The organism is Brevibacterium sp. (assembly GCF_052105255.1).
GTDB lineage: Bacteria > Actinomycetota > Actinomycetes > Actinomycetales > Brevibacteriaceae > Brevibacterium > Brevibacterium linens_B.
The window spans coordinates 1-25,698 of record NZ_JBQDYQ010000010.1; the positions used below are offsets into that span (position 1 = coordinate 1).

Consider the following 25,698-nt stretch of genomic DNA (forward strand, 5'->3'; position numbering starts at 1 on the left):
TCGACATCGCCGGGATCGTGCCCAGCGGGTCGTCCGAACAATGGTCGGTGTGGGCCGCCGGCGCTGCCGGCTCGTTGGTGCTGTGGGTCGGACCGGGAGCCTCGAGTCTGCGCTTCGGCTCGCGGATGCTCGTCTCGGGAGCCACTCTCAACCAGCTCGGCCGCCTCATCGCCTTGGCCGTGATCGCGCTGCTCGTCATCCTCGCCGTCATGGTCATCCAGTCGGGGGCGGCTATGTCCTGGTGGCCGCTGACGATGAACCCCTTCGACTACCTGCCCGGACCGGTGTGAGCCGATCGGACTGATTGTTCGGTCTGGTGCAGGACGGTCGGTTCGGCGCGTGCGGGAATGCGAGAGTAGGCCCGGGCGATCGTGCGCCTGGGCATCTGGACGCCTGTTCAACTGTGCGACCGTGCGATCGTGCGATTCGATCCGTACCGATTGCCGGAAGAGCCCGAGGTAGTTGAACATTGTAGTTGAACCTTGAATGTTTCTGGGAGTCGGCGAAGCACCTGTTTCGGTACAGTGGTGCCGTCGGGTCGCGGAAGCCGTCCCGCACCGTTCGGGCCTCAGGCCGCACCGATGTCAGACGATCCAACGTGAGGAACAATGGCGAAGAACAACTCCGCGGACGACAAGCGGAACCGCGCACGCGAGAACGCCCGCCAGATCGCGGCGAATCAGGCGAAGAAGGAGAAGACCGCGAAGACGATCCTGTACACCGGGATCGCAGTGGTCGTCGTCGCCGTGCTCGCCGTGGTCGGTGTGCTCGTATTCCAGCAGAGCAAGCCCGCTGTCAGCCCCACGAACTATGTCTCCGACGGAATCACCGTGGGCAAGGACAACACGCTCGTGCAGCCGCTGAAGATGCCCGAGGGTGAGGAATCGGATCTACCGGCTCCAACCGAGGAGGGAACGAAGAAGGGGGCCGCCACGGTCACCGTCTACCTCGACTTCCAGTGCCCCGGCTGCAAGGCCTTCGAAGAAGGCAATGCGAGCATGCTGCGCAAGCTCGCCAACGAGGGATCGATCGTCGTCAACTACAAGCCGGTGTCGTTCCTCGACCGTATGTCCAGCGGAAACGAGTACTCGACCCGCTCGGCCAACCTCGCCGCCTGCGTCGTCGACAGCCAGCCCGAGGTCGCCGTCGATCTGTTCGACGCACTCTTCGCTCAGCAGCCGGAGGAAGGCGCCGAGGGCCGCACCGATGAGGAGCTGCTCAAGGTCGCCGAGGACGCCGGTGTCGACACCTCGAAGAAGCTCCAGGCCGACCCCGAGCAGACCGTGAAATCCTGCGTCACGGACCGGACCTTCGACAAGTTCGTCGAGCAGTCGAGCCAGACCGCTCTGGATGACGGAGTCGAAGCCACCCCGTGGGTGCTCATCAATGGCGAGCACACCGACAAGACCAGCGACCCGCAGGCCCTGGCCACCGAGATCCTCAAGGCCACCGGAGAGTTCAAGGGCTGAGTCACTGAGTTCCTGACCGGGTGCTGGCCGAGACCGGAACCGGAATCAGACCAGCACAACGCTCGGCTCGACAGAGCACGATCGAAGGCCGGACCCCACCGAGGTGGGGTCCGGCCTTCTTCGTCCCCGGCGGTTTTGTGGCCGGGCCCGGCCATGGACTACTATCGTGTAGGCGCGCACGCTCGGTGCGCACCACGCCTCCTTAGCTCAGTTGGTAGAGCACCGCTCTTGTAAAGCGAAGGTCGTCAGTTCGAGTCTGACAGGGGGCTCACCTGACCAGGGCAGACACTTGATTGTCTGCCCTGGTCCTTTGCGTGATGACACGGTCATGACACGTGAACCGGCAGAACCAGCGGTACGCGGGGCTTCTTCTTGCCCGGGCGCGGGCGGAATCTACGCTGCGGTCGCATTCCCACGGGGCATCGCCCTTTTCGCTGCCCGTCTCCAGCGTCGTCCGCCCGTCTCCCGACTTCCGGTCGATCCGTGCGGACTTCGGCCACGAAATCCCGCACGGATCGTCCGGAACTTCACCAGCGACCCGCTCCGGCTGAGGTGTGACTCCCAGCCGGCGGCACTTGGATGAGGGGCGCGACAGCGGAGTGGCGATGGTCGAGTGGCAGGCTAGCCCTGGCCGTCGCGTCTGAACACGAGCATGAGGGAGCGCATGCTCAGCACGAAGCCGCCGAAGAGCAGCACGAAGCCGAAGAACGAGTAGAGGTGGATGTCCTTCGTCAGCAGCGGACCCTCATCACTGGTGATGAGCATGATCGCTCCCACCACGGCGGCACCGGCGAGGACAGCGACGATGAGCTGTTGGAACAGGCTGGTGAGGAAGCTGCGGTCGGACGGATTCTCGAGCACACGCATGTTCATCGAGAAGCGGCCCTGCTCGAGATCCTCGGTGATCTTGTTGATCCGGCGCGGCATGCGGTCGATCATCGGCATCAGCTGCAGGGCCCGGCGCTGCAGCTCATCGGTGATCTTCGTGCCTTTGAGCTTCGACCGCACGAGCCTGTTGCCCTCCTTCCGGGACACGGCGACGACGTCGAAGTTCGGATCGATCGTCAGCAGCGCACCCTCGACCGAGGCCATGGCTCGGAAGGCGGCGCTGATCGGCGCCGGTACGGAGAAGCGATGAGCGAGCACGAGGTTGAACAGATCGTCGAAGAGCTTCTGGCCCTGCGTCGCGCGGGTGCCGCCGCCGTAGCGCAGCAGGAGTTCGCCGACGGCGCGCTCGACCTCCCGATCATCGAGCCCGTCGGGACGTCCGAGGAGTTCGATGAGGGCGTCGGTGGCCACGGCACTGTCGTTCTGGTCGATGGAATAGAGCATCAGGCCCAGCGACGTCTGCGTGGCCGGGTCGAGTCGTCCGACCGCACCGAAGTCGAGCAGCCCCAGCTTCCCCTCGGGAGTGATGAAGATATTGCCGGCATGCAGATCGGCGTGGAAGATCCCATCACCGATGATCTGCTCGAGCGTGGCACCCAGCAGAGTGGTCGCCAACCGGGACCGTTCGGCATCGCTGAGCCCGGTCAACAGCATCCCCGCACGCGAGACCGGCTGACCGGGCAGCCGGTCCATCACCAGCAGGCGTTCGCCGCTGAGGCCCGGATAGCCGTGCGGAACGGTGACGTCGAACTTGCCCGACCGTGTGAGTGAGGCTTCGATGCTGGCCATGTTGTCCAGCTCGATCCGATAGTCGAGCTCCTCCTCGAGCGTGTTCGCGAACCCTGCGGCCAGCGACTGCACACCCAGGTCCCGACCCCACGTCGTGGTCTTGTTCAGCCAGCCCGCGAGCCGCAGGATGATATCGAGATCCTGCGCGACCTGATTGATCGCCTTCGGCCGCTGCACCTTGACGATGACCTCCGTACCGTCGAGCAGAGTCGCCTCATGGACCTGCGCCACCGAGGCAGCTGCCAGCGGCGTGGAGTCGATGCGCGCGAAGATCTCTCCGATCGGCCGACCGAGCCGCTCGGCGATGGTCGGCTCGATGACCGACCACGGTTCGGGGGTCACCTGCGTCTGCAGGGTCTCGAGTTCACGGACGAACACCGGCGGGAGGATGTCTCGCCGGGTCGAGAGCATCTGTCCGAGCTTGACGAAGGTCACCCCCGCCTCGGCGAGGGATTCCTTGAGTGCCCGCGCGGTCTTGACCTCCCGGCCCGGCGAATCCCCGCCGAAGCCGCGCAGCTGGGATCCGAGCCCGTGCCGCACCGCAATGGATACGACCTGGGCATAGCGGCGAGCGCGGCGACGGCGGGATTTCCACGCGAAGAACAGCGACTGCGGGCCGCGGAGACGTGAGGAGCCGCCCGGAGTCAGTCCGTGCGCGGCGGGTCGAGGCGCCTCCTGCGGCCGGGCAGCCCCACCTGACGGGCCCAGATGAGGATCCACACCGCGCCGAGGAGGGCGAGCAGTCCCGGGAAGAGCACCCCGAATCGCAGGGTGGTCACGGTGATGATGAGGGACAGCAGCGTCGGTCCGCCGAGTTTGCCGCCGTTGTTGAAGATCGCCCAGATGCCGAGGAACCGCGGCCTGCCGACGGCGGGGGAGAGGTCCGCCCCGATCGTCATATTCACACCTGCCCCGAGGCCGTTGCCGACGGCCATGACCGCGGTGGCGAGGACCATCCCGGCGAGATCCGGTTTGGCGACCATGATGACGAACCCGGTGCCGAAGATGGACAGGCATGCGACGAGGGTCGCGACCCGGCCGAGGTGATCCTTGATGTACGCGCCGACGAACATGACGATGAGTTCGAGTCCGGCGCCGAAGGCGATGATGAGGGAGATTGAGGACTTGTGCAGCCCGATCTCGACGCCCCACAGCTGAACGACGACCGGCTGGGCGGCTCGGGCCGCCGCCAGCGCGATGATCGTGACGCCGGTGAGGATGACCGATTTCCACCGCACGTCCAGCGGCGGCCGGCGGTCTTTCTCCTTCCCTCGCCGAGGGTGGGGGTCGTCTTCGTGTGGGGGATCGTTCGCTGGGGCGGGGTCGGCCGCCTCGGCGGGGTGAGGAACATCGGTGGGGGAGGGATCGTCATCGTCGGCACGGGAGGTCGGGGCCGCCTCGGCGCGGTGGGGATGGTCGTCGAAACCGGGTATCTGCGCGATCGGCAGGGCCATGATCGCGATCGCCGCGACGGCGGTGAGCCCGGAGAAGACGAACACGGACCAGATCGGGAACACGAGCATGAGACCGGCGCCGATCATCGGCCCGACGAGGTTGCCGACTCGCTGCGTGCCGCCGAGCGCGGTCATCGCCTTGGCGAGATCGGCCGGCGGCATCACCTCGGCGACGACGGCCTGCCGAGCCAGACTCCACACATCGGAGACCGGGCCGAAGACCATGAGCGCGACCGTATAGACGAGCAGCGAGTACGGCGAATCCCAGATGAAGGCGGCGACGATGGAGCCGAGCACGATGATCGCGGCGAACGTGGCCACGGTCATCGCCCGGAAATCGCCGAGGCGGTCGATGAGGATCCCGGCCGGCACCGTGGCCATCAGCGACACTGCCCCCATGAAGCCGACGATGGCGGCGGCGAACGCCTGCGTCGCCCCCAGCGCGAGCGCGCCGAGCACGAGGATCGGCATGATCGCACCCAGGCCGACGGCGAAGAGGGCGAACGGCACGAGCACCGGCCACAGGATCGGTTGGAGCACGTGACAAGTTTAGTTGAGGCCGCGGCGGGCCGCCCGCCACGGATGTGCCGGGTTCCCTATCGGTTCGTCGCCGGAAGTGGCACGCTGGAGTCATGGTCTCTCACAGCGTTCTCCCATTTCACAGTGTCGTCCCGCCCTATCTCCTCGATGCGATCGCCGAGCGCGGCACCGAGCGGTTCCCGAAGGCCGCGGCCGCCGCGGCCAGATGTCGGATGTCCGATGAGAGCTGCCGCAACCTGCGCCTGGCGGGTCTGCGGTACACGCCGCCGGCCGATCTCGGCAAGGACGAAACCGCGCTCGCCGCCCCCGGATCGGCAGGGCTGCAGCGCCTGGTCCACGATGCGCAGAACACCGAGGTGCTGCCTGGCGAACTCGTCCGCTCCGAGGGCGAAGAGCCCGTCAGCGACGAACCTGTCAACGAAGCCTATGACGGGCTCGGTGCTTCGTATTCGCTGTTCTCCGAGGTGTTCGGACGCGATTCGCTCGATGACGCGGGAATGCCGCTCATGGCCAGCGTCCACTACGGCACGGACTACGACAATGCGTTCTTCGACGGCCGCCTCATGGTCTTCGGCGACGGCGACGACGAAGTGTTCACGGGGTTCACCGGTTCGCTGTCGATCATCGGCCACGAACTCTCCCACGGCGTGATCAGCCACACCGCAGATCTCGAATACGTCGACCAGCCGGGAGCACTCAACGAGCACTGCGCCGATGTCTTCGGCGCCCTGACCCAGCAGCACGATGCCGGACAGAATGCCGAGGACGCGGACTGGCTCATCGGCGCCGGAATCTTCACCCCCGAGGTGACCGGACGTGCTCTGAGGTCGATGATCGAACCCGGCACGGCCTATGACGACGACGTCCTCGGCACGGATCCGCAGCCGGCGCATATGGACGACTTCGTCACCACCGACTCCGACAACGGCGGGGTCCACCTCAATTCCGGGATCCCGAACCGCGCCTTCGCGCTCGCCGCCGCAGCCGTCGGCGGTCCGGCCTGGGAGAGCGTCGGACAGGTCTGGTACTCCGTCCTCACCGGGTCCGAGATCACGCAGCGCACTGATTTCGCGGAGTTCGCAGAACTCACCATCGCCGAGGCGGCCGACCAGTTCGGTAACGGATCCGACGTTCACGATGCGGTCGTCTCCGGATGGGAGGCTGTGGGCATCTCCCACGCCGGAGCGGCGCGCGGAAACGAGGGGAGCAGCTGGTGAGCGAGAAGCCTGCCGCGGGCTTCGGCCATCTGCTCGTCGAACGCTCGGGTGGGGTCGGCGGGATGCCGCTCGTCTGGGAAGTCGACATCGACGCGAGCAGTCGGCGCGATGACCTCGGCCCGCGCATCGCCGATCTTCCCTGGTCCGACGGCGGGCAGAGTGATGATGCGCCGCAGTCCACGGGTGCCGACCGTTTCGCCTATCTCATCGAAAGCCGGTTCGGGCGAGTGCGCTTCGGCGAGTCCCAGATGCCGCCGGAATGGAAGCAGCTGGTCGACGAGGTGCGGGAAGTCGCCGAACCGCAGAGGCGGCCACCCGGCTGACCCCTATGCTGGAGGTCATGACCGACACCAACCATGACCCGGGCAGCGACGCTCGGACGACAGCCGAGAAGAACGAACGAGACCTCGAAACCGGGGTCCACACCGACCTCAAGGAGTCGATGACCTACGGGTCGTATCTCGACCTCGACCGGCTCCTGGGCGCCCAGCACCCCGTCAGCAGTCCCGAACATCACGACGAGCTGCTCTTCATCATCCAGCACCAGACCACGGAGCTGTGGTTCAGGCTCGTCATCCACGAGCTCGTCGACGCCCGCCGCCTCATCGCCGACGATGAGCTGCAGACCGCGCTCAAACGCATCGCCCGCGTCAAACACATCCAGAAGACCCTGACCGAGCAGTGGTCGGTGCTCGCCACGCTGACACCGAGCGAATACGTCGGGTTCCGCGACCAGCTCGGCCGAGCCTCCGGCTTCCAGTCCTGGCAGTACCGGGCCGTGGAGTTCCTGCTCGGCAACAAGAACCGCGCCATGCTCCCAGTCTTCGACGGAGAGCCCGAAGCACGTGCCGCTCTCGAACAGTACTTGGAGGAACCGAGCATCTACGACGAGTTCCTCGCCTGTCTGGCCCGGCGCGGACTTCCGGTGCCGCAGCGGCTGCTCGATCGGGACAAGTCGGTCGCCCACACCTTCGACGAGGAACTGTGCGATGTCTTCCGCATCATCTACGAGAACCCGCAGAAGTACTGGCAGGAATACGAGAGCTGCGAAGAGCTCGTCGACCTCGAGGAGAACCTCCAGATCTGGCGCTACCGGCACATGCGCACGGTGCTGCGGATCATCGGCATGAAACGCGGAACGGGCGGCTCGAGCGGAGTCGGGTTCCTGCAGAAGGCGCTCGAACTGACGTTCTTCCCCGAACTCTTCGAAATCCGCACCGGCATCGAGAACGGGCCGGGCATCAGCCCCGAAGGGGTCTGAACGCCGCCCTTCAGCCGAGCAGCAGGCTCCTCACCTGCGGGAAGAACGGAGAATCGGGGTCGATGACATCGGCATGGTTCGCCCCAGCCAGCTCGGTCAGGGCGGCGGGGAAGACGCGGGAGAACTCGACGTCGACGGTGGCATCGGCATTCCCGTGGATCGAATGCACATCGACGCGTGCCGGGATGCAGACCGCGCGTGAACGCGGATCGTGGCGCAGATACGCCTCCAGGTCATCCTCGGGGCGCACCCCCATATAGTCCAACACCGCTCCATCCCCGAGGCCTGCCTCGACCTCCCGCAGCAGATCGGTCACCGGTGCCAGAGGGCGCAGACGGATCCGCGGACCCTCCTCGGGCAGATGCGAGGCCCAGGCGAGGACGAGGCAGCCACCTGCCGAGTGGCCCGAGACGATCAGATTCTGCCTCGCGTTCTCGCTCACGCCCCAGCCCGTCAGTCCGGTGCACACCGAATCGATGCCCGCGGTGACATCGTCGAGCAGGAGCGGCTGACCGCCGAGTCGTCGATACTCGACGGAGGCGACGAGCACCCCGGCCTCCGCCAACGCCCGAGCCAACGGCCGGGCATGGGCCAGGTCGGTGCGGGGCCGGAAGTAGCCGCCGTGGACGAAGACCACCGTCGCCGAGGCGGCCGCCGGGTCACCGAAGACCTCGACGAACTGCTCGGGGGAGTCTCCGTAGACGTGCCGGAAGGACGGCACCATGGCGGCCCCGGCGGCTGAGAGTTCGGGAATGCGCACGGACTCGACGCTCATCCTTCGGAATCCCGAGGTGCGTTCACCCCACCGATGCCGGTTTCGTCGGCGCGAGTTCCGCCTGAGTCGGTCAGATCGACCGCGTCCGACCGGCCGGCAGCGTCCGCCGCGCCAGGCACGTCGGCCCCGCCGAGCCCACGTGCGCGGTCGACCTCGCGCGAGCGCTCGACGAGGTCGCGGACGCGGGTGAGTTCGGGCAGCTTCGGGTCGAGCGTGTCACCGGAGGACTGTCCACGCAGTCGGCGACCGACCCATGGGGCCAGGTACTCACGGGCCCACCGCGACTCCTCGCTCATCACCTCGCGGATCGCCCGCGTCGGACGGGCGGGAACGCCGAAGCCCTTGACCGGCAGGGAGCGGCCGCTCTCCAGGGTGGCCAGAGCCTGCTCGGCGACGAGGTGGTGGCCCTCCGTCGACAGGTGGATGCGGTCATCGGCCCACATCTGCGCGGCGTAGAGCGACCGCAGCCCCCAGAGATCGACCATATGGCAGCCGTGACGCTGCGCGATCGACCACAGATGCGCGTTGTAGATTCCCACTCGAGGACGGACCGCACGGATGAGCGGGGTGCTGAATTCGGTATCGAAGCCGTTGCACATGAGCACTTCGATGCCGGCTTCACGCATGGCGATCACGGCGCGTTCGAACTTCGCGGCCAGGGCATCGATATCGGCCTTCGGACGCAGGCAGTCGTTGCCCCCGGCGCACAGGCTCACGAGGTTCGGCTTCATCTCGAGGACCTGCGGGACCTGGTCATCGACGATGCCGTCGAGCAGCCGCCCTCGGATGGCCAGATTGGCATAGGACAGGTTCGGGCTGCCCACCGACGATTCGGTGAGCATGAGCGCGAGCCGGTCGGTCCATCCGCGGTACCGATCCTCGACCCGTGGGTCGGGATCCATCAGTCCCTCACTGAACGAGTCTCCGATTGCGACGTATGAGGTGATCGGCTCAAGCATCAGGGATCCTTCTCTCTTCGGGCGATGCACCCAGACTATACGCCGCGCCCGACACGGACCCGTCCGCCCCCAATTGCTACCTGACGGCGGCTCAGCAACCTCGCGCGAGGTTGCTGGGCCGCCGTCAGGTAGCAACTGGGGAGGGGAAACGGTGAGAACTCGGCCTGCCGGAGCGTCCCGCCAACGCGGCGAACGGCCCCGTGGTCACCGTGTCCGAACATCGAGTGGCGTAGACTCGAGACCGCACAGTCGTCGTCGCCGACCCCCTCGCTAGGAGCAGAATGTATCGCTCAGTACCGGTCCCCGCAGCCACAGATTTCGTCATCACGAACGCGCGGATCGTGCCGGTGGCAGATGCGTCCGGCAACCGCGCCGAGGCGATCGGATCGGGCACCCTCACGGTCAGGGACGGCCGCATCGCCGATGTGGCTCCCGGCCCCGTCGACACCTCTTCCCTCCCAGCGGACACCGAGGTCATCGATGCCGGCGGACGCTGGGTCCTGCCCGGTTTCATCGAAGCTCACGGCCACCTCGGCGTGCATGAGGACGGCGAAGGCTGGTCCGGTGACGATACGAACGAGATGACCGATCCCAACGGGGCGGGCCTGCGCGCGCTCGACAGCATCGATCCCACCGACCTCGGATTCAAGGATGCGCTGCGCGGGGGTGTCACCTCGGCGCTCATCAAACCCGGTTCCGGCAATCCCATCGGCGGTCGCACCGCCTTCCTCAAGACCTGGGGTCGCATCGTCGACGAAATGCTCGTGACTCAGGACCTGTCCGTGAAATCCGCGCTCGGCGAGAACCCGAAACGCGTGTACGGGGAGAAGAAGGTCACCCCGTCGACGAGGATGGGCACCGTCAAAATCATCCGCGACGCATTCGTCGAGGCACAGAACTACCAGGCCAAACGCGCCCAGGCGGAAGCCGAGGGCACCCCGTTCGACCGTGACCTGGTCAAGGAGACCCTGGCCGACGTCCTCGACGGCAAGCTCGCGTTCGACCAGCACTGCCACCGCGCCGACGACATCGCCACCGCCATCCGGCTGTCCGAGGAATTCGGGTACCGCCTCGTCATCAACCACGGGACCGAAGGCCACAAGATCGCCGACTTCATCGCCGCCAAGGGCATCGACGTCATCCTCGGACCGCTGATGACCTCCCGGTCGAAGGTCGAACTGCGCGACCGCACCCTGGCCACCGCCGCTTCCCTCGCCGAGGCGGGGGTGCGCATCGCGCTGACCACCGACCATCCGGTCATCCCGATCAACTTCCTCATCCACGAAGCCTCCCTCGCGGTGAAGGAAGGCCTCGACCCGGTCGTCGCGATCGAAGCGCTGACGATCAACCCGGCCGCGATCTTCGGCCTCGAGGACCGCCTCGGCTCCTTGGCCGTGGGCCGCGATGCCGATCTCGTCATCTGGTCGGGTGACCCCCTCGATCTGAGTTCCCGCGCCGAGACCGTCTTCGTCTCCGGTCGTCGCGTCTTCGACTATGACGCCGCCTCGGGAACCGCGCACGTCGCCGACCCGCTCGGCCCGACACTCATCAGCGAGCCGTGAGCGACAGAGAACTCGAAGACGCCACCACCGCCGAGGTTCGGGTCGATCCGCCGACCGAACCGGGCCCTGTCCGCGGCTCGTCCCCGGCGCCGGTCTCCGGCGGCAACCCGGAGGCCGGATCCCAGGCTCTGCGGGAGCTGCTCGAACGCACTCGCCTGCAGCGTCTGGCCGAGCTGCGGGAGTCCTCGCCGGAACCCCAACCCGACGACGTCGCGAAGGCCGCGGCCGCGAAGGCCGCGAAGCCCGAACGCAGCGGCGGACGGTCGAAGCCCCGCACCGACCACCTCGGTGCGTCTCAGCGCATCGCCCAGAGAGTTGCTCGGCGCACCGTCGGCAAACTCGTCTCGGGCACAACGGAGAACACGCAGCCGGTGCCGATCGTCACCGCGCTCAAGGGCACCCCGTACCAGGCGCCCGTGCAGGCGCAGGAGCCGACCGAAGACGAAGCCCGGATGATCCTCGACCTTGCCGCCGATATCGCGGCGATGATGATGCGTGCCGGTGCCGGCACCAGCGATGTCGAGGTCTCCGTCATCGCCGCGTGCATCGCGTGCGGGCTGGCCACCGTCGAGGTCGATCTGACCTCGAACACTCTCGTCGTGCACTATTCGACCTCGGACGGACGTCTGCTGACGGTGATGCGGGTCAACCGCGGTGAGTCCACGCATTTCGCGAAGCTCGCCTCGGTGCACAAGCTCGTCACCGACCTCGTCGACGGGCGTCTCGAATTCCATGAGGCACGCAGCCGTCTCGACGCGATCCGCACGCAGCGGCGACCGTTCCCCGAATGGTTCACCACCGGTGCCTGGGGCTTCATGGTCGGTGCCCTCGTCCTGCTCCTCGGGGGAGGCCCGATCGCGATTCCCCTGGGCATCATGATGGCGATCGTCGTGTTCCAGTTCGGCAAGCTGCTCGGACGCACCCACCTGCCGTCGTTCTTCACCACGGCGCTGCAGGCCGCCTCTGCGACCCTCATCGCCACCATCGCCGGCGACGTGGGCATCATCGCCTCACCGCAGTACCTCGTGGCCGCCGGCATCGTCCTGCTGCTGCCGACGCAGTCGCTGTATTCGGCGGTCCAGGATGCGCTGACGAACTTCCCGCTGACCGCGGCCGGACGGGTGGTCGGGGTGTTCATGACCCTGGCCGGCATCGTCTCCGGCACCGCCCTGGGAATCGTGTGCGGTCAGGCCATCGGACTCAGTCATATCGAGGTGCTCGTGCCGAAGACGAGCCCGCACGTGGTCACGGCGATCCTGTCGATGGTCGCAGCGGCCGTGGTGGCGATGTCCGGTGCCGTGGCGATGTCGGCCAGGCGCCGATTCATCCTTCCCGCCGCGCTGGTCGGACTCGCTTCACACATCACGATGATGTCGCTGACGCTGTTGGACATCGACAATGTGCTCGCCAGTCTGCTGGCGGCCACCGTCACCGGCTTCCTGTCGCGGCCTCTGGCGCTGCGACTGGGAGCGCCGGCGATCGTGCTCATGATTCCCGGCATCTACACCTTGCTGCAGGGTTTGTCGATCTTCACCGCTGTCTATCAGATCGCATCGGAGTCGGAGAACGTCTCCTTCGCTGTGGGTCTGTCCTCGCTGTTCACCGCGATCCTGGCGAATGCGGCACTCGCAGTCGGTGCCGTGCTCGGCAGCTATCTGGCGCTGCCGCTGAAGAACCTCAAGAGTCAGAGTTCGGCCGAGGAGAAGGTCAAGGAGGTGCGCAGCGGCGAACCCGCGACCGCAGTCATCGACTCGGTGCAGCCGGGAGGCGCGAAGACGCAGTCGAGTGGGCCCGGAGGAGTGAGGGCCCAATCGGGTGAGCCCGGAGGTTCGGGAGCCTCAGACGCGACCGAGACCGGCCCGATTCAGATCTGATTCGGACTCAGATCGGACCGGGTTCAGACCTGACTCCGGATCGGACCCGGGCTCAGGTCCGATCCGGGCTCAGGCCTGATCCGGCAGTGCCCAGTCGATCGGATCGATGCCCTTCTGGGCGAGCAATTCGTTCGTGCGCGAGAACGGTCGGGAGCCGAAGAATCCCCGCCGGGCCGACAGCGGTGAGGGATGCGCGGATTCGATGGTGGCCACCTCGGCGTTTCCTGATGTCAGCAGGGGAGCGAGGTTCCGAGCGTCGCGGCCCCAGAGGATCGCGACGAGCGGCTGATCGCGTTCGATCAGCGCGGTGATCGCCCGCTCCGTGATCTCCTCCCAACCTTTGCCGCGGTGGGAAGCGGGTTCCCCGGGGGAGACGGTGAGGGCCCGGTTGAGCAGCATGACTCCCTGGCGTGACCAGGCACGCAGGTCCCCGTGCGGGGCCGGCGGAATGCCGAGGTCGGACTCGAGCTCCTGATAGATGTTGCCCAGCGACCGCGGCAGGGGGCGGACATCGGGGTCGACGGCGAATGACAGGCCGATGGCGTGGCCGGGCGTCGGGTAGGGGTCCTGACCGACGATGAGGACCTTGACCTCGGACAGCGGCTCGGCGAAGGCGCGGAAGACGAAATCCCCGGAGGGCAGGTAGGCGCGGCCGGCGGCGATCTCGTCGCGGAGGAAGTCGCCCATCGAGTGGATCCGCTCCTCCACTCCGGCCAGGGCGCTCGCCCAATCGGGGGACATGATCTCGGTCAGCGGAGGCGTCGACGTCATGGGCACGAGTGTAGCGATGCCCGTCCGCAGGAGTCGCGCTGGGACGACAGGGCCGACTCGGGGACGGCCGATGATGACGACAGCGCCGCCTCCGGGAGGGCGGACGATGACGTCAGCGCCGCCTCGGCGCGGATGCTGCGCGCATGTGCACCGAGCGCAGATCAGGTGTGCGCGATCGCCTATCGAACCGATGTATTGCCGCCCAGTGCCACGCGTTATGCTCGGCTTAAGGAGTTCATCGTTGAACGAAAGGACCGAAATGTCGGAATTCCCAGAGGCCAAGAACTGGAAGATGCTCATCGGCGGTCAGTGGGTCGACGCCGCTGACGGCGACACCACCGATGTCATCACCCCGATCGACCGCAACGTCGTCATCGCCACGGTGCCCAACGGCAAAGAGGCCGACGCCGACCGCGCCGTCAAAGCCGCACGGAAGGCCTTCCCCGAGTGGGCGGCCCTGCCGTTCAAGGAACGCCAGAAGAAGCTTCTGGCCTGTGCCGATGCGCTCGAAGCCGCTTCAGAGGAGCTCGCCCAGCTGACCGCTCTCGACACCGGCAACGCGATCCGCACCCAGGCTCGCCCGGAGACGATCATCCTGGCCGACCTGTTCCGCTACATGGGCGGCGTCGCCGGTGAGGTCAAGGGCAACACCCTGCCCGCCGGAGACAAGCAGCTCCAGTACACCAAGCGCGTGCCGCTGGGTGTCGTCGCCGGCATCCTGCCGTGGAACTCGCCGCTGATGATCGCCGCCTTCAAGACCCCTGCCGCGATCGCCGCGGGCAACACGATCGTCATCAAATGCGCCGAGGATGCACCGCTGACCATCCTCAAGATGGCCGAGATCATCGCCGACATCCTCCCTGCCGGTGTGCTCAACGTCGTCACCGGCAAGGGCTCGGTCATCGGTGAGGCCCTCAACGTCCACTCGGACGTCGACAAGGTCTCTTTCACCGGATCGACGAGCGTCGGCCGGCACGTCGCCGAGGTGGCCGGCGGCCGTCTTGCGCATTCGTCGATGGAGCTCGGCGGCAAGTCCCCGAACATCATCTTCCCGGACTCGAACGACGACGACACCCTCGAGCAGGTGCTGCTCTCGACCCGCTTCGCCCGCCAGGGCCAGTCGTGCACCATGGGCTCGCGTCTGTTCCTCCACGAAGACATCTACGACGACTTCCTGGCCAAGCTCGTCGACGCGGTGTCGAAGATGACGGTCGGCGACCCCCGCGATGAGTCCACCGACATCGGCTGCATCATCAACCAGAAGCAGTACGACCAGGTCGCTGACTACATCGAGATGGGCAAGTCGATGGACGGCGTCGAGATCGCCTATGACGGCTCCGATTCGCTGACGGTCGGCGAGCCCGGCTTCTACCACGCACCGGTGATCTTCTCGAAGGCGAAGAACGACTGGCAGACCAGCCGCGAAGAGATCTTCGGCCCAGTCCTCTCGGTCATCCCGTGGAAGGACATCGACGAGGTCATCGACATGGCCAACGACTCCGACTTCGGTCTCGCGGCCTTCGTCTTCACCAAGGACGTCGACGCGGCCCTGACCATGGCCAACCGGATCGAATCCGGCTGGGTCCAGGTCAACCAGGGCGGCGGTCAGCTGGCCGGTCAGTCCTACGGTGGCATGAAGACCTCCGGCTTCGGACGTGAAGCATCGCTGGAAGGGATGCTGGAAGGATTCACCCAGATCAAGCAGGTCAACATCCGCATCCGCTGATCGGATCCTCGCCGAGGCGGTCCTGCGCTCGCGGTCGAACGTGGGGTCGATCCGATCCTCACGATCGGGTCACCCGGTTCGCCCAGGCGGCCCCGCCTCGGCGAAAGTCGTTCCCTTCACCCCGTCGTCATGGTCACCGATCCGGTGCCCTGCGGCGGGGTGATGCGGTTGGCTCGGGGCTGACGTGGTCCGTTCGGGGACCGACCTCACATCCGCGGCGGCGCGCCGGAAATTTCGGTACCGTCGATCGGGCGATAATATAGAAGCACAGACATCTCTCGAAGGAGCACAACCTCTATGCCGCCGAATGACGACACCTCAGAACTGAGCGAGCTCGAGGTGGCCGTTTTGGAGTTCGAGCGGCGGTGGTGGAAATACGGTGGCGCCAAGGATCACGCGATCCGTGAGCGCTTCGACATGTCCGCCACCAGCTACTTCCAGATACTGAACTCGCTTCTCGACAACCCTGCAGCTCTGGCCAGCGACCCCATGCTGGTCAAGCGCCTTCGCCGAATCCGCAGCACGCGGCAGAGCGAACGCGCCCAAGCCCGCGTCTCGAGGTAGACATGACCGACGAATTCGACGAGATCGAGCCCGGCCGGCGCAACGGTGCCCATCGACAGCAATCCGCGGCGTCGTCGAACATCGGTGCCATCTCGCTGGTCATCATCCTCGCCCTGGTCGCGGTCCTGCTGGTCGTGGCCGCCATCAACATCATCTTCTCCTCGATGGGCAACCCCGAATCGAAGATCGCCGATCCTCCGGCTTCCGAATCAACATCGGCCGAACCCTCGCCGACCGAGAGCGAAGTCAGCGTCGCAGACGACTCGATCACCGTCGACGTCCTCAACGGCTCCGGCGTCTCCGGCGCTGCGAAGAAGTTCTCCGAGGCGGTCGAAGAGAAGGGCTGGAAGCTCGGCGAGGTCGGCAACTACTCGACGAATCTCACGGATTCGACCGTGTACTACAACGGCGAAGAGAACGCCTCGCAGGCCAAGCTCGTCGCCGAGTCGCTGGGAGTCTCGGCAACGGAGGCCTCGTCCGACTTCGAAGCCGATATCACCGTCGTCATCTGTTCGGACATCGCCGATCGCGGACCCGAGCCCAGCGAAAGCGGGGACTCGGAGTGACCCGACGCGATTCGGTCGCGCGGCAATGAGGCTGCGTCGGCTGTATCGGTTCGGCCTCGGCCGCCACCGCGATGGGGGTATGAGACGGGGACTCCTCGGTTGCGGTCGGGTTATGCGACGGTCGGTCGCCTCGGCGAATTCCTGACCGAACGGTCTGTTTCCGTTCTTAGCGATCCCCACTGTGAACAGGGCAGAAACCCTTAGATAACGAATCTATAACAGTGCTGAACCGCTCTGGGCGGGATGCGCGCCTGCTGTAGAGTTGCAACAGCTAGGCAAGCACAGCACCTTGTGTTCTATTCGTGCTTCACCGAGATAATTCTCTAGAGGTCAATGAGGGAAGTCGCGGGGTCAGTTGAGTTTTACTAGCTTCCGTATCTCAGGTGAGGTCATCTGATCGCGGTTGCGATGCGGGATTTCAATGGCACTGCACTGTATGGAGAAGTAATGGCACAAGGTACCGTCAAGTGGTTCAACGCTGAAAAGGGCTATGGTTTCATCACCCTCGAAGGCGACAACCAGGACGTGTTCGTTCACTGGAGCGCAATCCAGATGGACGGCTACCGCTCTCTCGAAGAGGGCCAGCAGGTTCAGTTCGAAGTAGGAGAAGGACAAAAGGGTCCTCAGGCGGAGTCCGTCACCCTCCTCTGAGACTGGCTGCTGTCAGCACAGTTTTCTGATCCGCTGCGGCGGGTGGTCGGAACGGCTTTCGGGCCAACCGGCACCAACCGCACGGGGGAAGCGCCGAGCAGGCAACTGCTCGGCGCTTTTCAGTGCCTGCGGGGCCCGGGGGCCGCGTCGGGTGCACCCGTGCGCATGGACTTCGATTCAGCCCAGTGTGAGTTGAGCAGCCCATGTTGAAAACAGGGCTACTCGCCCTAAACTGGGCTGTTCGAAATCGTGGGCAATCGGACTCGCGCCAAACGTTTCGCGCTGAGCCGAAATGACCTCTGTACCTTCCTCCTGCGCCCAGAACTCGTGGCTCGCACCTTCCCGCGCCCGTCATGGCCCGTCTTGGCGGGCAATGAATATTTGCACTCGCATGGGGAGAGTGCTAAATCTAGTACTGGTGAAAACCGATGGGTTCCCACCAGTCGTCTCGAGAGCGTGGTCCATATGTGGAATGGAACATGCGGACGCACTCTCTGCCGTCGCGGGCGTTGATGACTGCTCTGGATTCCCACTCCACTCCATCAGGGAGGATCTAAGCCGCTATGGCAAAGATGATTGCATTCGACGAAGAAGCTCGTCGAGGACTCGAAGCTGGCCTCAACCAGCTTGCGGACGCGGTCAAGGTGACCCTTGGACCCCGCGGTCGCAACGTCGTGCTCGAAAAGCAGTGGGGCGCACCGACCATCACCAACGATGGCGTCTCCATTGCCAAGGAGATCGAACTCGAGGACCCCTACGAGAAGATCGGCGCTGAGCTCGTCAAGGAAGTCGCCAAGAAGACCGACGACGTCGCAGGCGACGGAACCACCACCGCTACCGTGCTCGCACAGGCTCTCGTCCGCGAAGGCCTGCGCAACGTGGCAGCCGGTGCTGATCCGCTCAGCCTCAAGCGCGGCATCGAGAAGGCCGTTGAGGCCGTCACGAATGTCCTGCTGAACAACGCCATCGACATCGAGACCAAGGAACAGATCGCCGCCACCGCAGGCATCTCCGCCGGAGATCCCGCAATCGGTGAACTGATCGCCGAGGCCATCGACAAGGTCGGCAAGGAAGGCGTCGTCACCGTCGAGGAGTCCAACACCTTCGGACTCGAACTCGAACTGACCGAGGGTATGCGCTTCGACAAGGGCTACATCTCCGGTTACTTCGTCACCGACACCGATCGCCAGGAAGCTGTCCTTGAGGATCCCTACATCCTCATCGTCAACTCCAAGATCTCGAACGTGAAGGACCTGCTGCCCGTCCTCGAGAAGGTTCAGCAGTCCAACAAGCCGCTGTTCATCATCGCCGAAGACGTTGAGGGCGAAGCCCTGGCCGTCCTGGTGCTGAACAAGCTCAAGGGCACCTTCAAGTCCGTGGCCGTCAAGGCTCCGGGCTTCGGTGACCGTCGCAAGGCTCAGCTCGCCGACATCGCCATCCTCACCGGTGGCCAGGTCGTGTCCGAGGAAGTCGGGCTGAAGCTCGACAGCGTGACCACCGACCTGCTGGGCACCGCCCGCAAGGTCGTCATCACGAAGGACGAGACCACCATCGTCGAGGGTGCAGGAGACGCCGAGGAGATCGCCGGACGGGTCGCTCAGATCCGCGCCGAGATCGAGAACTCGGACTCCGACTACGACCGCGAGAAGCTGCAGGAACGCCTGGCCAAGCTGGCCGGCGGCGTTGCAGTCATCAAGGCCGGAGCTGCGACCGAGGTTGAGCTCAAGGAAACCAAGCACCGCATCGAAGATGCCGTGCGCAACGCCAAGGCTGCTGTGGAAGAGGGAATCGTCGCCGGTGGCGGCGTCTCGCTCATTCAGGCGGGCAAGGCCGCTTTCGCGGACCTCGCACTCTCCGGAGACGAGGCCACCGGTGCCAACATCGTCAAGGTTGCCATCGAAGCGCCGCTGAAGCAGATCGCCACGAACGCCGGCCTCGAAGCCGGTGTGGTTGCCGACAAGGTCGCGAACCTCGAAGCCGGATTCGGTCTCAACGCCGCAACCGGTGAGTACGAGGATCTGCTGGCTGCCGGCATCAACGACCCGGTCAAGGTGACCCGCTCTGCCCTGCAGAACGCCGCCTCGATCGCCGGTCTGTTCCTCACCACCGAGTCGGTCGTCGCCGACAAGCCCGAAAAGGCCGCCGCAGGTGCAGACGCAGCTGCCGGCATGGACGGCATGGGTGGAATGGGCGGCATGGGCTTCTGATAGCCACCGCTCGTTCGATCGGCCGTGCCGGTGCCCACAGGGGTGCCGGCACGGCCATTTTCGTACGCGGACTCCCGGGTCCCGGCCCGACGGTCAGATCGTTCACGCGGACGCGACCGCTCGTCGTGAGTCGGCGACCATCATCGCCGAGGATACCCACCGACCCGTTGTTCTGAATCCTCCGCCCGCATACGCTGGCGGTATGACCTTCACCGGCACCGATGCCTGCGGAAACAGTCCGAAGAACGTCTTCGTCGCAACGTTTGAAGAAAATCTCTTCAACGGCGACCGAGACGCGCTGACCGAGGAAATAGCCGACGACTGCGTCCTCCAGATCGTCCACCCCTCCGGCGTCGAGACCCACACCGGCCGGGGAGCCGTCGTCGAGACCCTGCTGAAACTGTCCGCTCATTCGCCCGAGGTCGGCCACCTCGAGGCGGCGATCACCCACGGCAAGGCCGCAGCGGCGTGGGGATACTGGCGGGCCGACGGCGACGACCTGCGGCACTTCTCGCACACCATGTGGTTCACCACGCACAAGGCGCAGGTGTTCGGCCAGATGAGGATCTTCCAGGCCTGAGCCGGAAGATCAGGGCCCGTCCAGCCTGAGCCAATTCAGAAGGGACCCGACCTGCAGTCGTCAGCGCTCAGTCCCAGGGGTTGTCGCGGCGATGACGGCGCTGCCCCCGGCCCCGGTCCCTCTCATCGCGGCGGGGGATCTGCCCGGGAGAGTACGGCGGATGAGACGGATGCGGCGGCTGCAGGCCCGTACCGAAATCGGCTTCATAATCTCGCTCGGGAGGTTCGCCCTGGTCGAGCTGTCGTTGGGCCTCGGCGTCGCCGAGGTGCGCCCGGGCTCGACGGGTGAGTTCCTTCTTCCGGTTGCGGATGATCTCGTCCTTGTGCGCGATGTGGCCCAACCCGCCGAACAGCATGGGCACGATGACGAAGATCGGCCAGAAGAAGATGAACCCACCAGAAGCGATCGACGTGAACGCCCAGATCGCCAGCACGATTCCGACCGGACCTGCGACGGCTCCGAGCAGTGACTGGCGCACCCGATCTCGGTAGTACTTCTGTGCCGCGGCATCGATCTGCTCCGGCGTGATCGGCACCCGATCTTCCGCGAGCCGCGCCAGTGCCTGCGCGCGCCCCGCATCATCGAGACGGCCCGGTTCGACGTCGGTGGGATCGGCGAGGACGAGATCCTCGATCAGCGCTGGGACTTCACCGAGCGTCTTGATCTTCGCAGCCGCCTCGGTGCGTTCATCGAATTCGTCCACGTCGAGCTGACCGAGAGCATAGCCTTCAGAGAGGACATCACTGACGACCGCGCGATCGGCATCCGAGGCCAGGACCTGCCCATACGATCTCGGATCTGCGCTGAATCTCGACCAGAGGGGACTGGCGTTCATGGTGAATACTCTAACCCCGCGGTCAGCAGTGAGCCTGAGGATCAGCCGGGAATCGGGCTGGACTAGACTCGACCGTGTGGAACCCGTCGTCGTGCTCATCCTCTTCGCCGTGTTCCTCGGCGCATTGTCCCAGCGCGTCACCGGGATGGGCTTCGGACTGGTCAGCGGTCCATTTCTCGTCCTCCTCCTCGATCCGTTCAGCGGCGTCATCCTCGTCAACATCTGCGGAATCGTCGCCTCATTCTCCGTCTTCGTCCGCACCTTCGCCGAGGTGGAATGGCCGCCGTTCCGACATCTTGCCTTGGGCGCGGTGGTCGGCACCGTCCCCGGCGCGCTTCTCTCGTCATCGATGCCCACCCCACCGCTGCAGATCCTCATCGGCGCACTCATCATCGCCTCCCTGATCAGCTCGCTGACCTTGGGAAGGCTGGGCCGATCAATCCCTGCGAACCTCGGCACACGGATGACGGCCGGGCTCTTCTCCGGGGCGATGTCGGCGGCAGCCGGCGCCGGGGGACCGGCGGTGAGCGCCTACGCTGTGCTGACGAATTGGGAGCAGCGGTCGTTCGCGGCCACTCTGCAGCCCTTCCTCGTCGTCGGTACCGCCTCGGCGGTGGTGATGAAGGTGATCGTCCACGGAGGGGCCTGGCCGGATCTGGAGTTCGGAGTCTGGATCGGGCTCGGTCTCGTCCTCGTGGCAGGCCTTGTCGGCGGTGATCGGCTGGCCCGTCACATCGACGTGGGCATCGCGCGGATCGGGATGCTCGTCCTCGCCTTCGGCGGCGGAATCGCGGCCTTGGTCAAGGGCTTCCTGGCATTGGTCTGACGCGGTCTTGCACGGGCCGAGCGACGGTGTCGCATGACAGGCGCGCACCGGATGCTGAGCGCCTGCGACTGCGCCGTCGTCGATGGCCTGGGATTGAGCTGTCGTCGATGGCCTGCGACTGCGTCGCCGATCGCCTGGAACTGAGCAGATGTGGGGCACAGGCTCAGACGCCTGTCAGCTTCATCGGGCATACTGTTCGAGGACAAAGCTAGCCTGGGAGGCATGGATCGTGACTGAAGTATTTCTGTTGCTGCTCGTAGTTCTCGGGGCCGTCTTCTTCATCGGCCACCGCAAGGAGAAGAAGCGGCAGCAGGAATTGCACGCCGCCGAACTTCAGCAGGTGAAGAAGACCGCTGAAGAGGACGTCACCTCATTCGGCGAAGAAGTCGCCGAACTCGACGTCATCACCGCGGGAGTCGACCTCGACACGGGCGGAGCGCAGGACTACAAGCAGGCGCTCGACTCGTACGACATCGCCAAGGAGACGCTCGAGAAGGTCGCCGAACCCGCTGACATCCGCCACGTCACTGAGGCGCTCGAAGACGGCCGTTACGCCGCCAAGTGCGTTCGCGCCCGGTTCGAAGGCAAACCCCTGCCGGTGCGTCGTCCGCCCTGCTTCTTCAACCCCCAGCACGGACCCTCGGTCGAAGACATCGACTGGGCTCCGGCCGGCGGTCAGCTGCGCCCGGTACCCGTGTGCGCCGCCGATGCCGAACGAGTCGCTGTCGGTGCAGATCCGCTGGTGCGCAAGGTCGTGACCGGAGACGGACACACCCGTCGCGCCTACTGGGAGGCCGGACCGGCCTACGCCGAATACAACCGCGGCTACTTCAACTCCTACGCCGGTTCGGGCCTGCTGCCCGGCGTCCTCATGGGTGCCATGATGTTCGGCGGAATGGGCGGCGGCTGGGACGGTGCCTACGGAGGCGATATGGGCGACGCCGGTGGAGACATCGGCGGCGACGGCGGTGGCTTCTTCGGAGGTGACGGCGGCGACGGCGGCGGCCTGTTCGACGGATTCGGAGACCTGTTCTGATGGACACGATCGAGATCCGCGGCGAGTCGATCAGACTCGGCCAGCTGCTCAAACTCCACGGAATCGCCGAACACGGCGCCATGGCCAAGGACTTGATCGCCGACGGCGAGGTCAGCGTCAACGGCGAGGTCGAGACTCGCCGTGGTGCCACGATCCGTCCCGGCGACCGCATCGAAGCCCTCGGCGAAGTCATCGAGGTGGCCGCCGAAGAAGGCTGACAGTCTCAGATACGAGTGGAGGGCGTCCCCGCGGGGACGCCCTCCACTCGTCTGTCCGGACTGACATTTCTGCCGCCCCGACTGACATGCCTACTGCAGCTCGGGAGCACCCGGGGTGTCGTTCATGCCCGGGGCGTCCCACAGCGCCGACCAGTTCGACGTGTCCTCCTCGAACGGCAGCTCGCCGGAGAGAACGCCCTTGACCTGGATCTCCAGGGGGTTGTCCCGCTGCTTCGGTCCTGACTGCACGAACGGGTAGAAGGTTCCGCGCTTGTACTGATAGACCAACGCCATCCGACGCCCGTCGGGATGGACGAAGTACACGGTCGTGCACAGCAGCATCGTGTCGAAACCCTGATTGACCAGCGCCGAGTTCACGGCGTGGATGTTCGTGACGAGGTTGACGACCTCGGCGTTCCCATCGGCCACGACCTGCCAGGTGAACCCGAAGCCGTCGTTCTCCTGCCGCACCGAGGCAGCTGGGTCGGAACCGATGAGGGCGACGCTTTCGGACTCGGCGGACTGGAACGCGGCACCCTCGACCTGGCGGAACGCGACGGCTCCGACGCCCGTGGGAGTGAAGCCGGTCGCCGCCTGCAGCGTCAGCGCCGCCGGCGGCAGGGCGAAGAGGTCGTCGAGGTTGGCCCGTTTCGGCTTGGACCGGCCGAGCAGTGCGTCGAAGAATCCCATGGAGCTCCTAATTCGGTGGTGCGCAGTTCAAAGGGTGCGGTGGGTGCTCACTCTGGCCGGGAGAGCTGAGCGGAGATCTTCGCCAGCTGATCCAGGCGCTTCTCGAGCGAGGGGTGAGTGGAGAAGAGCTGGCCGAATGCGGCTTTTCCGCTGATGGCGGGAATGAGAGCCAGGTGATTCGCCGAGGCGGACGACCGCAGGTCCTTCTCCGGAATCTTGGCCATGTCGCCGCTCAGCTTCGTCAGCGCCGAGGCCAGGGTTGACGGTGCGCCGGTGAGGATGGCTGCGGCGCGGTCGGCGGCCAGCTCACGATATCGCGACAGCGCGCGGATGAGGACGAACGAGAGTCCGTAGACGACGGCTCCGACGAGGATGAACAGCAGCTGGATCGGAATGCCGTTGTTATTGTTGTTCGACCGTCCGAAGCTCATGTAGTACCCGGCGCGCATCATCAGCGCGGCGACGACTCCGGTGACGCCGGCGACGGTCATCACGGTCACGTCCCGGTGGGCAACGTGGGAGAGCTCATGGGCGAGGACGACTTCGACCTCATCGCGGTCGAGCTTCTCGAGCAGACCACGGGTCACGCACACCACCGAGCGCTCGGGGGAACGGCCGGTGGCGAAGGCATTGGGGATCGGAGAATTCGAGACGGCCACGCGGGGTTTCGGCGCATCGGCCAGCTGGCAGAGCCGGTCGACGATCGTATGCAGCTCCGGAGCCTCCTCGGGGGAGACCTCCCGGCCGCCCATCGCACGCATGGCGATCTTGTCGGAGAAGTACCACTGGAAGAAGAACGCGCCGGCGCTGACGAGGACGGCGACGATGACTCCGCCGACGCTCTGCCCGATGATCCACCAGATCGCGAGGATGAGCACGACATAGATGAGTCCGTTGAGGAAGATCGTCCATCCCATCCGCATGGTCAGTCCGTTGTCTTTGACGAAGCGATTCTTCATCGTGGTTCCTCTCTGGCAGTGGCAGAACCGGCCCACTGTCGAAGACAATGGGCCGGGTGCATTTAGGTACTCCGTGGTTTCAGGCCGGGTCGGGGATGAAACCCTCGCCGGTGAGCAGTTCGGCGATCTCGGCCAGGGTGGCGTCGGCGAACGGAATGACGACATCGGAGGACCCGAGGTAGTCATCGGCGACCGGCTGGCCGTTGGCAGTGACGTAGTCGTGCAGGGACGTCAGCGCTGTTCGCACTGCTTCCTCGTCTCCGGCATTGACGGCGTCTTCGACCTGGTTGTCGTACTTCTGCAGCAGGTCCTGGTCGACGTCGGCGACGTCGAACTGACCTTCGCCCATGATGCGGATGATCATTGCCGATCCTCACCTTCGAGCGACTTCTGATCCTTCGCCTCGGAGCCGGCAGGCAGGGACTCGCGCATCCGCTGGAGTTCCATCTCGACATCATTTTCGCTGGAGAGGGAGTCGAGCTGGGCTGTGATGTCGTCCTTCTGGGTTCCCGTCACATCGTCGAGTGCACCTGAGGCGAGAAGCTCGTCGACGGCCCCTGCGCGCGCCTGCAGATTCGCAGTCTTGTCCTCGGCGCGCTGGACGGCGAGTCCGACGTCGCCGAGCTCTTCCGAGATGCCCGAGAACGCCTCGCCGATCTTGGACTGTGCGTCGGCGGCGTTGTACGTGGCCTTCAGCGTCTCCTTCTTCGTCCGGAAGGCGTCGACCTTAGCCTGCAGGCGCTGCGAGGCGAGGGTGAGCTTCTGCTCCTCACCCTGCAGTCCTTCGTGCTGGGTCTGCAGGTCGGTGATCTGCTGGGTCAGTCCGGACTTGCGGGTCAGAGCCTCACGGGCGAGATCCTCACGACCGATCTGCATGGCCTTCTCGGCCTGACCGGAGAGCTTGTTCTGCTGCTGTTCGAGCTGGTTGATCTGCAGCTCGAGGCGCTTGCGGCTGGTGGCGACATCGGCAACACCACGACGGACCTTCTGCAACAGCTCCAACTGCTTCTGGTACGAATAGTCGAGGGTTTCGTTGGGGTTCTCGGCCTTGTCCAGAGCTTTGTTGGCCTTGGCACCGAAGATCGTCGCGATCCGTTGGAAGATACTCATCCGTAGTCGACTCCTGCATTGGTTTGACCCGACGCTGCCAACCCGATTCACCCCGGTCCGGAGATTCTTGGCCAACACCGCCGCGAACTATCGTTCTCAAGTCTACTGAGAAAGGCTGATAGTTTGCCAGACGCCGACTACGAGAACTGACAGATCCCGGCTTCGGTATCT

At 65.4% G+C, this 25,698-nt stretch carries 25 protein-coding genes, 1 tRNA gene and 1 pseudogene; 17 read left to right on the forward strand and 10 right to left on the reverse strand.

Translation table 11 applies throughout. The annotated features are described in order from the left end of the window. From ACTIIH_RS04845 to ACTIIH_RS04855, 3 genes and pseudogenes are all read left to right on the forward strand, one after another. Positions 1-290, forward strand: a pseudogene (locus tag ACTIIH_RS04845) (serine/threonine protein kinase); the annotation flags it as partial. A gap of 318 nt (positions 291-608) precedes the next feature. Then, positions 609-1,469 (forward strand): DsbA family protein, encoded by an 861-nt coding sequence (locus tag ACTIIH_RS04850; RefSeq protein WP_441090162.1) that lies wholly within the window; start codon positions 609-611, stop codon positions 1,467-1,469. Between the two features lie 196 nt (positions 1,470-1,665). After that, positions 1,666-1,738: transfer RNA gene (locus ACTIIH_RS04855), tRNA-Thr, on the forward strand. Between the two features lie 352 nt (positions 1,739-2,090). Here ACTIIH_RS04855 and ACTIIH_RS04860 read toward each other — a convergent pair. Both ACTIIH_RS04860 and ACTIIH_RS04865 read right to left on the reverse strand, forming a co-directional pair. After that, positions 2,091-3,866: an ABC1 kinase family protein gene (locus tag ACTIIH_RS04860; protein WP_441450835.1), complete on the reverse strand. Its 1,776-nt coding sequence runs from the start codon at positions 3,864-3,866 to the stop codon at positions 2,091-2,093. Further along, positions 3,791-5,140 (reverse strand): MFS transporter, encoded by a 1,350-nt coding sequence (locus tag ACTIIH_RS04865; RefSeq protein ID WP_441090164.1) that lies wholly within the window; start codon positions 5,138-5,140, stop codon positions 3,791-3,793. The genes ACTIIH_RS04860 and ACTIIH_RS04865 overlap by 76 nt, the downstream gene beginning before the upstream one ends. Positions 5,141-5,232: 92 nt before the next feature. On the opposite strand from ACTIIH_RS04865, the gene ACTIIH_RS04870 reads away from it, so the two are divergent. The 3 genes from ACTIIH_RS04870 to ACTIIH_RS04880 are packed head-to-tail and all read left to right on the forward strand — an operon-like array spanning position 5,233 to position 7,618. Continuing rightward, positions 5,233-6,357 (forward strand): M4 family metallopeptidase, encoded by a 1,125-nt coding sequence (locus ACTIIH_RS04870; RefSeq protein WP_441450837.1) that lies wholly within the window; start codon positions 5,233-5,235, stop codon positions 6,355-6,357. Continuing rightward, a complete protein-coding gene (locus tag ACTIIH_RS04875) occupies positions 6,354-6,680 on the forward strand; it encodes a protealysin inhibitor emfourin (RefSeq protein WP_441090166.1) in 327 nt (108 codons plus the stop codon). The genes ACTIIH_RS04870 and ACTIIH_RS04875 overlap by 4 nt, the downstream gene beginning before the upstream one ends. Positions 6,681-6,697: 17 nt before the next feature. Next, complete coding sequence (locus tag ACTIIH_RS04880) at positions 6,698-7,618, forward strand: tryptophan 2,3-dioxygenase (protein WP_441450840.1); 921 nt, start codon at positions 6,698-6,700, stop codon at positions 7,616-7,618. A 10-nt stretch (positions 7,619-7,628) separates the two neighbouring features. On the opposite strand, the gene ACTIIH_RS04885 is transcribed toward ACTIIH_RS04880, so the two are convergent. Beyond that, entirely contained in the window at positions 7,629-8,393 is a 765-nt protein-coding gene (locus ACTIIH_RS04885; protein WP_441450842.1) for an alpha/beta hydrolase, read from the reverse strand. Then, complete coding sequence (locus ACTIIH_RS04890) at positions 8,390-9,352, reverse strand: SGNH/GDSL hydrolase family protein (RefSeq protein ID WP_441450844.1); 963 nt, start codon at positions 9,350-9,352, stop codon at positions 8,390-8,392. The genes ACTIIH_RS04885 and ACTIIH_RS04890 overlap by 4 nt, the downstream gene beginning before the upstream one ends. A gap of 281 nt (positions 9,353-9,633) precedes the next feature. Here ACTIIH_RS04890 and ACTIIH_RS04895 point away from each other — a divergent pair, with 281 nt between their 5' ends. Together ACTIIH_RS04895 and ACTIIH_RS04900 are read left to right on the forward strand one after the other, a co-directional pair. Continuing rightward, complete coding sequence (locus tag ACTIIH_RS04895; RefSeq protein WP_441450846.1) at positions 9,634-10,914, forward strand: amidohydrolase; 1,281 nt, start codon at positions 9,634-9,636, stop codon at positions 10,912-10,914. Then, positions 10,911-12,788: a threonine/serine ThrE exporter family protein gene (locus ACTIIH_RS04900; RefSeq protein ID WP_441450848.1), complete on the forward strand. Its 1,878-nt coding sequence runs from the start codon at positions 10,911-10,913 to the stop codon at positions 12,786-12,788. The genes ACTIIH_RS04895 and ACTIIH_RS04900 overlap by 4 nt, the downstream gene beginning before the upstream one ends. 69 nt (positions 12,789-12,857) lie before the next feature. Here the strand turns inward: ACTIIH_RS04900 and ACTIIH_RS04905 are convergent, their stop codons facing one another. Beyond that, positions 12,858-13,559, reverse strand: a complete 702-nt coding sequence (locus tag ACTIIH_RS04905) for a uracil-DNA glycosylase (protein WP_441450850.1) — start codon at positions 13,557-13,559, stop codon at positions 12,858-12,860. Positions 13,560-13,818: 259 nt separating this feature from the next. On the opposite strand from ACTIIH_RS04905, the gene ACTIIH_RS04910 reads away from it, so the two are divergent. The 6 genes from ACTIIH_RS04910 (at position 13,819) to ACTIIH_RS04935 (ending at position 19,853) form a co-directional block, all read left to right on the forward strand. After that, positions 13,819-15,285, forward strand: coding sequence for an aldehyde dehydrogenase family protein (locus ACTIIH_RS04910; RefSeq protein ID WP_441450852.1), 1,467 nt, complete (start codon positions 13,819-13,821; stop codon positions 15,283-15,285). Between the two features lie 297 nt (positions 15,286-15,582). Then, entirely contained in the window at positions 15,583-15,849 is a 267-nt protein-coding gene (locus ACTIIH_RS04915) for a DUF3263 domain-containing protein (RefSeq protein ID WP_025780444.1), read from the forward strand. A 2-nt stretch (positions 15,850-15,851) separates the two neighbouring features. Beyond that, entirely contained in the window at positions 15,852-16,415 is a 564-nt protein-coding gene (locus tag ACTIIH_RS04920) for a LytR C-terminal domain-containing protein (RefSeq protein WP_441450855.1), read from the forward strand. A 447-nt stretch (positions 16,416-16,862) separates the two neighbouring features. After that, the gene (locus tag ACTIIH_RS04925) at positions 16,863-17,066 is read left to right on the forward strand and encodes a cold-shock protein (protein WP_025780447.1); all 204 of its coding nucleotides are present in this window, start codon (positions 16,863-16,865) and stop codon (positions 17,064-17,066) included. Positions 17,067-17,629: 563 nt separating this feature from the next. After that, the gene (gene groL, locus ACTIIH_RS04930) at positions 17,630-19,273 is read left to right on the forward strand and encodes a chaperonin GroEL (protein WP_169253208.1); all 1,644 of its coding nucleotides are present in this window, start codon (positions 17,630-17,632) and stop codon (positions 19,271-19,273) included. Between the two features lie 202 nt (positions 19,274-19,475). Continuing rightward, a complete protein-coding gene (locus tag ACTIIH_RS04935) occupies positions 19,476-19,853 on the forward strand; it encodes a hypothetical protein (RefSeq protein ID WP_441092266.1) in 378 nt (125 codons plus the stop codon). A 67-nt stretch (positions 19,854-19,920) separates the two neighbouring features. On the opposite strand, the gene ACTIIH_RS04940 is transcribed toward ACTIIH_RS04935, so the two are convergent. Then, on the reverse strand, positions 19,921-20,688 hold the full coding sequence (locus ACTIIH_RS04940) for a DUF1707 SHOCT-like domain-containing protein (protein WP_441450858.1): 768 nt from the start codon (positions 20,686-20,688) through the stop codon (positions 19,921-19,923). 76 nt (positions 20,689-20,764) lie between these two features. Here ACTIIH_RS04940 and ACTIIH_RS04945 point away from each other — a divergent pair, with 76 nt between their 5' ends. From ACTIIH_RS04945 to ACTIIH_RS04955, 3 genes are all read left to right on the forward strand, one after another. Then, positions 20,765-21,514: a TSUP family transporter gene (locus ACTIIH_RS04945; RefSeq protein ID WP_441450860.1), complete on the forward strand. Its 750-nt coding sequence runs from the start codon at positions 20,765-20,767 to the stop codon at positions 21,512-21,514. A 229-nt stretch (positions 21,515-21,743) separates the two neighbouring features. Beyond that, a complete protein-coding gene (locus tag ACTIIH_RS04950; RefSeq protein WP_441450862.1) occupies positions 21,744-22,550 on the forward strand; it encodes a hypothetical protein in 807 nt (268 codons plus the stop codon). Then, positions 22,550-22,768: an RNA-binding S4 domain-containing protein gene (locus ACTIIH_RS04955; RefSeq protein WP_441092270.1), complete on the forward strand. Its 219-nt coding sequence runs from the start codon at positions 22,550-22,552 to the stop codon at positions 22,766-22,768. Before ACTIIH_RS04950 ends, ACTIIH_RS04955 begins: the two co-directional genes overlap by 1 nt. A 90-nt stretch (positions 22,769-22,858) precedes the next feature. On the opposite strand, the gene pspAB is transcribed toward ACTIIH_RS04955, so the two are convergent. From pspAB to ACTIIH_RS04975, 4 genes are all read right to left on the reverse strand, one after another. Further along, positions 22,859-23,458, reverse strand: coding sequence for a PspA-associated protein PspAB (gene pspAB / locus ACTIIH_RS04960; protein ID WP_169253201.1), 600 nt, complete (start codon positions 23,456-23,458; stop codon positions 22,859-22,861). A 47-nt stretch (positions 23,459-23,505) separates the two neighbouring features. Then, positions 23,506-24,417: a zinc metalloprotease HtpX gene (gene htpX / locus ACTIIH_RS04965; RefSeq protein ID WP_441450864.1), complete on the reverse strand. Its 912-nt coding sequence runs from the start codon at positions 24,415-24,417 to the stop codon at positions 23,506-23,508. Between the two features lie 79 nt (positions 24,418-24,496). Next, positions 24,497-24,781, reverse strand: a complete 285-nt coding sequence (gene pspAA / locus ACTIIH_RS04970) for a PspA-associated protein PspAA (protein ID WP_025780459.1) — start codon at positions 24,779-24,781, stop codon at positions 24,497-24,499. After that, the gene (locus tag ACTIIH_RS04975) at positions 24,778-25,527 is read right to left on the reverse strand and encodes a PspA/IM30 family protein (RefSeq protein ID WP_441092271.1); all 750 of its coding nucleotides are present in this window, start codon (positions 25,525-25,527) and stop codon (positions 24,778-24,780) included. Before ACTIIH_RS04975 ends, pspAA begins: the two co-directional genes overlap by 4 nt. Positions 25,528-25,698: the final 171 nt, after the last annotated feature.